Raw genomic sequence first — 7,924 nt, 5'->3', positions numbered from 1 at the left:
CCCGGCGTGTCGGGACCTTTGGGCTCCGACACGCCGACGTCTGCCGGGGGCTGTGGACAACTCGGGTCACCTGTGGAGAACTTCCGCAAGTTCAATGGAAATCGGACGTCTGATTTCCATTGAACTTGCGGGGGCCGGGATCGGGTGGCGGTGGGGGTCGGGGTGGCCGAACCTGGCGGTCGTGGGTGGTGCTCGGCGGGAGGCGCTGATCAACGCGGTCGCCACGGTGGGGGCCGTGGTGGTGTGCACCGCCGTCTACTACGCGCTGCCGTTCGACGTGTTCGGGATCGGGGGAACCGTCGGCGCGGTCGTGGTCTTCGACCTGGGGTTGCTGGCCATCTCGACGTTGATCATGGTCCAGGTGCACCGGTTCCGGCACGGCGACGGGCGCCGCGGGAGCTCGATCGCGGGCGTCGTGGCCGCGCTCTACCTGGCGGTTCTGTTCTTCGCCGCCGTCTACTTCGCGATCGCCCGCCACCAGCCGGACGTGATCGCCTCGCTGCGCACCAAGACCGACGCCCTGTACTTCTCCCTGTCGATCACCAGCACCGTCGGATTCGGTGACGTGCACGCGATCTCGCAGTTCGCGCGGGCGGTGGCGGCCGTCCAGATGGCGTTCAACATCGGCTTCCTGGGCATGGCGGTGGCCGTCCTCCGAACGAGGGCGACCCGCGCCTGATCCGCCGGTCAGGCGAGGCCGAGGTAGCGGCGTTCGTTGAACTGGGTTCCGGAGCAGGACGCTCCGAGGTCGTGCCCGATCCGCTCGATCACGTCCGCCAGTTCGAGGCGGGCCAGCCACGGGCGGGGGAGGACCGCCGTGCCGTGGCGGGCGCCGAGGATGGCCCCGGTCAGGGCCGCGGTGGAGTCGCTGTGCCCGGAGTGGTTGGCCGCGAGCCGCACCGCGTCCGCGAACTGCTCCGGCTTCGGCAGGGCCAGCGCGCAGTAGACGCCGATGGCCAGCGCTTCCGGGCCGATCCAGCCCTGTCCCAGGCGTTCGATGTGGCCGACGCTGGCGCCGAGCCGGGCCAGCGTCGCGGCCTCGGCCAGCGCGCTCGCGGTTTCGGCGTCCTCGCGCAGCACCCGCCCGGCGGCCTGGTCCACGGCGGCCGGCAGCTTGCGGTCCTGGACCGCGACCAGGTGCACGATCAGCGCCATCGCCCCGGCCGAGGCCCAGCCGCCGACTCCGCCGTGGGTGAGCGCGGCGCACTGGCAGGCCAGCTGGTAGGCCATCTCGGCGCTCGGCGCCAGGCCGAGGGGCGCGCTGCGGTCGACCCCGCCGCAGCCCTTCGAGCTGTTGCGCGGCCGGTCCGGGGTTCCGAGTTCGGGCTCTTGGAGCGAGCGGAGGCTGGTCAGGCCGGGAGCCCGGCTGGCGTACAGCTCGGGTTCGGCCAGCAGACCGGTCGCGCCGGGTTGAGGTTTGTCCTCCTGCTGGGTGATCAACCACCGTCGGTAAGCGGCTGCGGTGGACTCGACCGGGCGCCAGGGGCCGCCGTTGTTGCCGGTCGTCCAGGCGTGCAAGAAGCCCTCGCCGGTGAACAGCGTCATCTGCGTGGCGTCGCCCAGCAGCGCTTGAGGTGGTGGTTCGGACACTCCGTCCTGGCCGAACTCGGCCCGGATGTCGTCCAGCTGCGCGTACTCGACCGGGCTGCCGAGCGCGTCGCCCAGAGCCCCGCCGAGCAGGCAGGCCACCGCGCGATCGACCACTGTGGATGGTGTGCGCACGGGTGGGGCTCTCCTTCCGCAGTGTCCTCGTTCGGGTGATCGACTGGTCCAAACTTTACTTGGCGTGTTCATCGACGGGGAGACGTTCGTGGTCAACGGCGGGTCGTCGCGGATCGCATTCGGGTCATACCGCGCATTCCTCCATTGGGGTGAGGGCTGCTCGGCATTCCGGCCGCCTGCATCGACTCCTCGTTACGGTGTGTCGGCCCCGGGGCGAGGTTCGCCCGGGGTGTGGACTCGATGTGGACCTTGGTCGAGACTGTCTGAAGGCTCAACGAAAACATGAGCGGGAATCGGATTAGGAGATGATGGCGCCGTACGACAGACCGAGCGGAGCACCGGCCACGGGATTCGAGTTCCGCGTGCTCGGTCCGCTCGAGGTGCTCGTCGACGGCGTCGCGCGCCCGATGGGCAGCGTCCAGGTCCGCGCGCTGCTCACCTGCCTGCTGCTCGAGCCGAACCAGATCGTGTCCATGGACCGGCTGATCGACACCATCTGGGAGCACGACCCGCCGGCCACCGCGCGCACCATCATCCAGGGCTACGTCTCCCGCCTGCGCAAGCTCTTCGGCGCAGGTGGGCCGGACGGCCCCGAGATCGTCACCCGCCCGCCCGGCTACCTGCTGAGCGTCGACGCCGAGCGGATCGACGCGCACCGCGCCCGCGCCCTGATCAACCGCGCGCACGGCCTCGACCCGGCCGAGCGCTCGCGCGTGCTGGGCGAAGCGCTGAGCCTCTGGCGCGGTCCGGTGCTCACCGACATCACCAGCAGCCGCCTGTACCGGATGGTCGCCCCGAACCTGGACGAGCTGCGGCTGCTCGCGCTGGAGGAGCGGGTCGACGCCGACCTGGACCTGGGGCGTCACCACCAGCTGGTGCTGGAGCTGTCCACGCTCGTCGACCGGTACCCGCTGCGCGAGCGCCTGACCGGGCAGCTGATGCTCGCCAGCTACCGCGCCGGGCACCGCGCCGAAGCGCAGTCCAAGTTCCACGAGCTGCGCCGCAGGCTCTCCGACGAGCTCGGCCTCGACCCGGGCCCCGACCTGCGCAACCTCTACGAGCAGGTGCTCCGCGACGATCCGGCGCTGCGCAGCCCGCAGCACCGCTCGGAACCGGCGCTGGGCATCAAGCGCCCCACCCCGGCCGAGCTGCCCCCGGCCCCGGCCGGGTTCGTGGGTCGCCGCCACGAGCTCGGCGAGCTGGACCGGCTGCTGGCCGAGCGCGAACGCGGCTCCAGCCTGCTCGCGGTGCTCACCGGGATCGCCGGCGTCGGCAAGAGCGCGCTCGCGCTGACCTGGGCGCACCGCGTCGAGCAGGAGTTCCCCGACGGCCAGCTCTACGCCTCGCTGCGCGGCTACGACTCCGAGCGCGAACCGCTGAGCCCCGGCGAGGCGCTGACCAGCATGTTGAAGGCGCTCGGCGTGGCCGCCGAGGCGATCCCGGTGGAGCTGGACGACCGCGCCGCGCTGTACCGGTCGCTGCTGGCCAAGCGGCGGGTGCTGGTCCTGCTGGACAACGCGCGCGACTCCGAGCAGGTCCGCCCGCTGCTGCCGGGCAGCGCGGAGTCGATGGTGCTGGTGACCAGCCGGCGGCGGCTGGACGGACTGGTGGTGCGCAGCGGAGCGAGGGTGCTGCCGCTGGAGACGCTGCCCACCGAATCGGCGATCGAGCTGCTCGACCGCGCGGGCGTGCCGGGCAAGTCGGCGTCCGAACCGGTCGCGGCGGCCGAGCTAGCGGAGCTGTGCGGCGGCCTGCCGCTGGCGCTGCGCATCGCCGCGGCGAGGCTGGCCGCGAACCCGGCGCGCGGGGTGTCGGACCTGGTGCACGAGCTCACCGACGAGCGGAACCGCCTGCGCGCGTTGGACATCGACGACGACGCGGACACCAGCGTGCGCCGCGCCTTCGACATCTCCTACCGGAGCCTGCACCCGGTGCACGCCGAGACGTTCCGGCTGCTCGGCCTGGTGCCCGGCCACACCTTCACCGCCGACGCCGTCGCGGCCCTGTGCGACACCGATCCGCCCAGCGCGCAGCGCCGGCTGCGGACGCTCGCGCTGGCGCACCTGGTCGTCGAGCCGGAACCGGACCGCTTCGCCATGCACGACCTGCTGCGGGTGTACGCCCGCGACCTGCTGGTCGAGTGCGACGACACCGGTGCGCTGCGCCGGCTGCTCAACCACTACTTGGCCGTGGCCGACCACGCGCGCCGCTTCCTGCGCCCGACGCGCGACGAGCTGAACTTCGTCAGCGCGCTCCGCCCGCCCGCGATCGCCGACCGGGCCCAGGCGCTGGACTGGTTCGACGCCGAGTGGCCGAACCTGATCGCCGCGGTCCGGGCCGCCAAGGCGCGGGGCATGCACGACCTCGCCTGGCAGCTGGCCCGGTTGCAGTTCAACTACCTGATGGTGCGCTGCCCGTGGGAGGACTGGATCCGCGTCTACACCGACGGGCTGGAGTCCGCGCGAGCCGCGGACGATCCGACCGGCGAGGTGCTGATGTCGGCCGGGCTGGGCGTGGCGCACTCGCGGTCCGGGCAGCTGGACGAGGCGCTGGCCCACTACGACGAGTCCTACCGGGTCGCGGTGGCCAACGACGACGCTTCGCGGCGGGCGATGACGCAGATCAACATGGCCAGCGTGCTGTTCCGGCTCAAGCGCTACGACGAGGCGAAGGTGCACTGCCAGGACGCGCTGCGGGTCTACCGGTCGCTCGGCGACACCTACTTCGAGGCCGGGGCGCTGAACAACCTCGCGATGGTCGAGCAGATCAACGGCGAGCTGGAGGAGGCGCTGGCGCACCTGCGCGAGGCCGAAGCGCTCTACCGCGCCGCCGACGACCTGGACACCTTGGCGATGGTGCTGAACAACTGCGGCGAGGTCTGCATCGAGCTCGGTCGCCTCGACGACGGCGAGCGCTACCACCACGACGCCCTCGACGTCGCGCTGAAGTGCGGTTCGGCGATGCGCCAAGCCGCGGCCTACCTGGGCTTGGGCGACACGGCGCGCTGCCGCGGCGACCTGGCGGTGGCCCGCACCAGGTGGGAGACGGCGCTGGCGATCTTCGAGGCGGAGGGCTCGCCGCGGGTGGCCGAGGTGCGGGAGCGGCTCGACGCGTTGGCCACGCCCGCGTGATCGATTTGCTCGCATCGTCGGGATCCCGCCCCTAAGATGAATATTCCGGGAAACGCGCCGGTGGGGGTTCCCGCGCGACCGGATTCGCATGCGTTTAGCGCGCATTTAGCCGTTGTGCAGCGCCCGCTGGGACTTTGTGTTCAGTGCGGATCAGCCGTGCGAGATCCGCACTGAGGGCGGCTCTGGGGGGAGTCCAAGGGGGGATTGTCGCCCGGTCGCCCCGGTCGTTCTTTCGAGCTCGACCGGGGCGGCCGCTAAGGGGGGCGGAAGCATTCGGGACGCCTTCCGAATGGACGATGGGGGTGAGTGCGGGCTTTCGGCCGAACGGGGTGTGCCTGGCCGGAGGTCCGCACTTCGTCCTATCCGCAGGTCATTTCGCGGCGGTCAGCTTCTCCAGCTGCGGGCGCTTCGGCCCGCGACCGTCTCCGCTGGACACCCCGCGCAGCCGGCGACCGATCCACGGCGCCAGGTACTCCCGGGCCCACTTGATGTCCTCGGCGCGCTGGGTCCGCCACGACGTCTCCGCAGCGTCCGGCCACGGCTCGCGCCAGTCCTCGCCGGTCTCCACGCCCAGCGCCTCGCAGGCGCGCAGCGCGACTCGGCGGTGGCCGTCGGCCGACAGGTGCAGCCGGTCGCCGCTCCAAGCCCGCGAGTCCCGCAGCACACGCATCGACCACAGGTCGAGCACGTAGCAGCCGTACCGGTCCGCGATGGAGCGCAGGTGCGAGTTGTAGGTGCCGACCTTCCCGCGGACGTGGCGCAGGACGGGCGTTTCGGTGGTGTCGAAGCCGGTGCCGATCAGCACGTCGATGCCCGCCGCCCGCAGTTCGGCGACCGCGGACTCGAAGAGCTGCGCCACGGTGTCCGGGTCGCTGCCGGGGCGGATGATGTCGTTGCCCCCGGCGGTGAACGAGACCAGGCCGGGCTTCAGCTCGACGGCCTGCGGGACCTGGTCGTCGACGATCTGGCGGATGAGCTTGCCGCGCACGGCCAGGTTCGCGTAGCTCAAGTTGGGGTTGTCCGCGGCGAGGTGCTCGGCGAGCCGGTCCGCCCAGCCCCGGAACGCGCCGTCCGGCCGGGGGTCGTCGAGGCCTTCGGTGAAGCTGTCCCCCAACGCGACGAAGCTGTCCCAGCGGGCCGAGCCGGCGCTGCGCTGCGATGCCATCTCAATTCCTTCCTGGTGTTTCCTCCCGCCCACGCGGTGATCCGAGAACAACAGTGGCGTTCCCATCCCTACCTACGCCACCGTCGGTTCCGGCTTTAGTGATTAACGGCACTGAATAGTCTAGTTTTTCTGGGCGTTTTGCGAGCTTCGGATTCCCGCAACCCGAGGAAGCGCGACGACGGGGTCCCACGACCGGTTGACACCGGTCCCCGGGTGGGTGCTTTCCCTTGTCATGCGGTGCTTTTGGCTGATCGAACCGGCAACTGGGTGGCTGTTCCCGGAAACACCAGTACGGGTGAACGTCAGCTGCTACTGTCCTTCGGCGGTAACAGAAGCAACGAGGGGGCCCGCGATGTCGGCATTGACGCAGGTGACAGCCCGCCGTGCGCTCGGGGAGGCGCACGTGCGACGCCGTTCGCCTGGCTGCCGCGTCGCGGTCGGTTGAAGCGGGGAACGACGGAATGCTCTACCGCGTCGGTTCCAATGCGCCCGCCATCCGGACTGAGCCGGATGTCGCGAGGCTAATCGACCGTCCCAAGTACCTGGGGGAATCGTGACGTCACCGCAGAATCCGGCGTCCGCGCCGGAGCCCGCGGGCTTCGACGCGCAACAGGCCGGTCCTGGCGGACGCCGTTCGGACGCACCGATGCGCGGCTCGCTCGGCGAGCCGCCCGCACCCGGAGGCGCCCGGCCGGCGCCGCGCCCGGTGCGCTTCGACCTGCGCGCCGAGTTCGCGGCCATGACCGGCGAACCGCACCCGTTCGCGTTCTGGCAGCGCGTCGAGCAGCTGCCGGAGCGCTTCGAGCAGGAGCAGCGCAGGCAGCTCCAAGCCACCCGCCCGGCGCCGGACCGCCCGAAGCCGCCCGCGGCAGGCAAGTCCCTGTCCGGAGACCTCGGCGGCCCGGCCGAACCGGAGCTGTCCGGCTCCCTGGACGGCGACCTGCCGGCGCCGCCGTCCCGCCCCAGCGCCATGAGCGGATCCCTGACCGGTTCGCTGGCGCCCGACGGTCCGCCGAGCGGCGCCTTCGCCCAGCCCGGACCGGACGGTCCGCGAGCCGAACCCGGTCCGCCGCCGCGCCGCGAGGGCCCGCCACCGCAGGCCCCGATCGACGGCCCGCCGCGCCCCGACGGCCACCGCTACGAGTCCGGACTGATCGACGGTCCGCCGCCGCGCCACGAGGCACCCGATGGTCCGCCGCCGCGCCGTGATGTGCCCGACGGCCCGCCGCCGCAGATGGGCCCGCCGAGCGGCGCCTTCGCCCAGGTCGGACCGGATGGCCCGCCGCCGCGCCCGGACAGCCCTCCGCCGCGGCGCGAAGGTCCCCCGGGGCCGGACGAGCTCGGCCCGCCGATCCGGGTGGGGCCGCCCAGCGCTCCCATCGGCAAGCTCCGCCAGAACGCCCAGCCGCCCAACGAGGCGCCACCGAGGCACGAAGCTCCGCCGCCGCGCCCGGACGGCCCACCGCAGGGCCCGAACGGCGAACCGCCGCTGCAAACCGGTCCGCCGAGCGGTGGTTTCGGCCAGCTGGGCGCTGACGGCCCGCCCCGGCGCGAGGGTCCGCCGTCGGGACCGCTGGACGTCCCGCCGCCACCCGCGCCCGACGGCCCGCCCCGGCACGAGGCCGGGCCCGACGGTCCGCCGAGCGGCCCGCTCCCGGCTCCGCCGCGGCCCGATGCGGCTCCGCCGCACGTCCCTGCTCCGCAGGCCGACGCTCCGCTCGACAGCCCTCCGGGCCGTCCGCTGCCGCCGGATGCTCCGCCGTCGGCGGGTCCCCGCTTCGCGGGTCCGCCTCCGGCCGAGCCGAACGGCCCTGCTCCGCAGGGTCCGCCGCCGGGTGCTCCCGCCGTTGGCGGTCCGCCCCCGCGTCCGCCGGTCGCTCCGGGCCCGCCGCCTCCGGCACCGGAC

At 72.7% G+C, this 7,924-nt stretch carries 4 protein-coding genes and 1 pseudogene; 3 read left to right on the top strand and 2 right to left on the bottom strand.

Going from position 1 to position 7,924, the window contains the following annotated elements; all coding sequences use genetic code 11:
• Nucleotides 1-181: 181 nt before the first annotated feature.
• The gene (locus ABTZ89_RS32210) at nt 182-679 is read left to right on the top strand and encodes a potassium channel family protein (RefSeq protein WP_270951429.1); all 498 of its coding nucleotides are present in this window, start codon (nt 182-184) and stop codon (nt 677-679) included.
• 8 nt (nt 680-687) lie between these two features.
• On the opposite strand, the gene ABTZ89_RS32205 is transcribed toward ABTZ89_RS32210, so the two are convergent.
• Nucleotides 688-1,722, bottom strand: a complete 1,035-nt coding sequence (locus ABTZ89_RS32205; RefSeq protein ID WP_270951428.1) for an ADP-ribosylglycohydrolase family protein — start codon at nt 1,720-1,722, stop codon at nt 688-690.
• Nucleotides 1,723-2,027: 305 nt separating this feature from the next.
• Between ABTZ89_RS32205 and ABTZ89_RS32200 the strand changes: the two genes are divergently transcribed.
• Nucleotides 2,028-4,853: an AfsR/SARP family transcriptional regulator gene (locus tag ABTZ89_RS32200; protein ID WP_351051860.1), complete on the top strand. Its 2,826-nt coding sequence runs from the start codon at nt 2,028-2,030 to the stop codon at nt 4,851-4,853.
• A 370-nt stretch (nt 4,854-5,223) separates the two neighbouring features.
• Here ABTZ89_RS32200 and ABTZ89_RS32195 read toward each other — a convergent pair whose 3' ends face one another.
• Nucleotides 5,224-6,018, bottom strand: a complete 795-nt coding sequence (locus ABTZ89_RS32195; RefSeq protein ID WP_270951426.1) for an SGNH/GDSL hydrolase family protein — start codon at nt 6,016-6,018, stop codon at nt 5,224-5,226.
• A gap of 553 nt (nt 6,019-6,571) precedes the next feature.
• Here ABTZ89_RS32195 and ABTZ89_RS32190 point away from each other — a divergent pair.
• Nucleotides 6,572-7,924, top strand: a pseudogene (locus ABTZ89_RS32190) (hypothetical protein); the annotation flags it as partial.

This window comes from Saccharopolyspora sp. NPDC002686 (genome assembly GCF_040295745.1).
In the GTDB taxonomy this organism is placed as follows: Bacteria; Actinomycetota; Actinomycetes; order Mycobacteriales; family Pseudonocardiaceae; genus Saccharopolyspora; species Saccharopolyspora oryzae.
The sequence above is the reverse complement of the archived record's forward strand: the minus strand, read 5'-3'. Positions and strand labels throughout refer to the sequence as shown.

What these genes read in the sequence shown, in the direction of transcription:
- ABTZ89_RS32200 (WP_351051860.1), top strand. Translation starts at nt 2,028, where the DNA reads ATGATGGCGCCGTACGACAGACCGAGCGGAGCACCGGCCACGGGATTC.
- ABTZ89_RS32195 (WP_270951426.1), bottom strand. Translation starts at nt 6,018, where the DNA reads ATGGCATCGCAGCGCAGCGCCGGCTCGGCCCGCTGGGACAGCTTCGTC.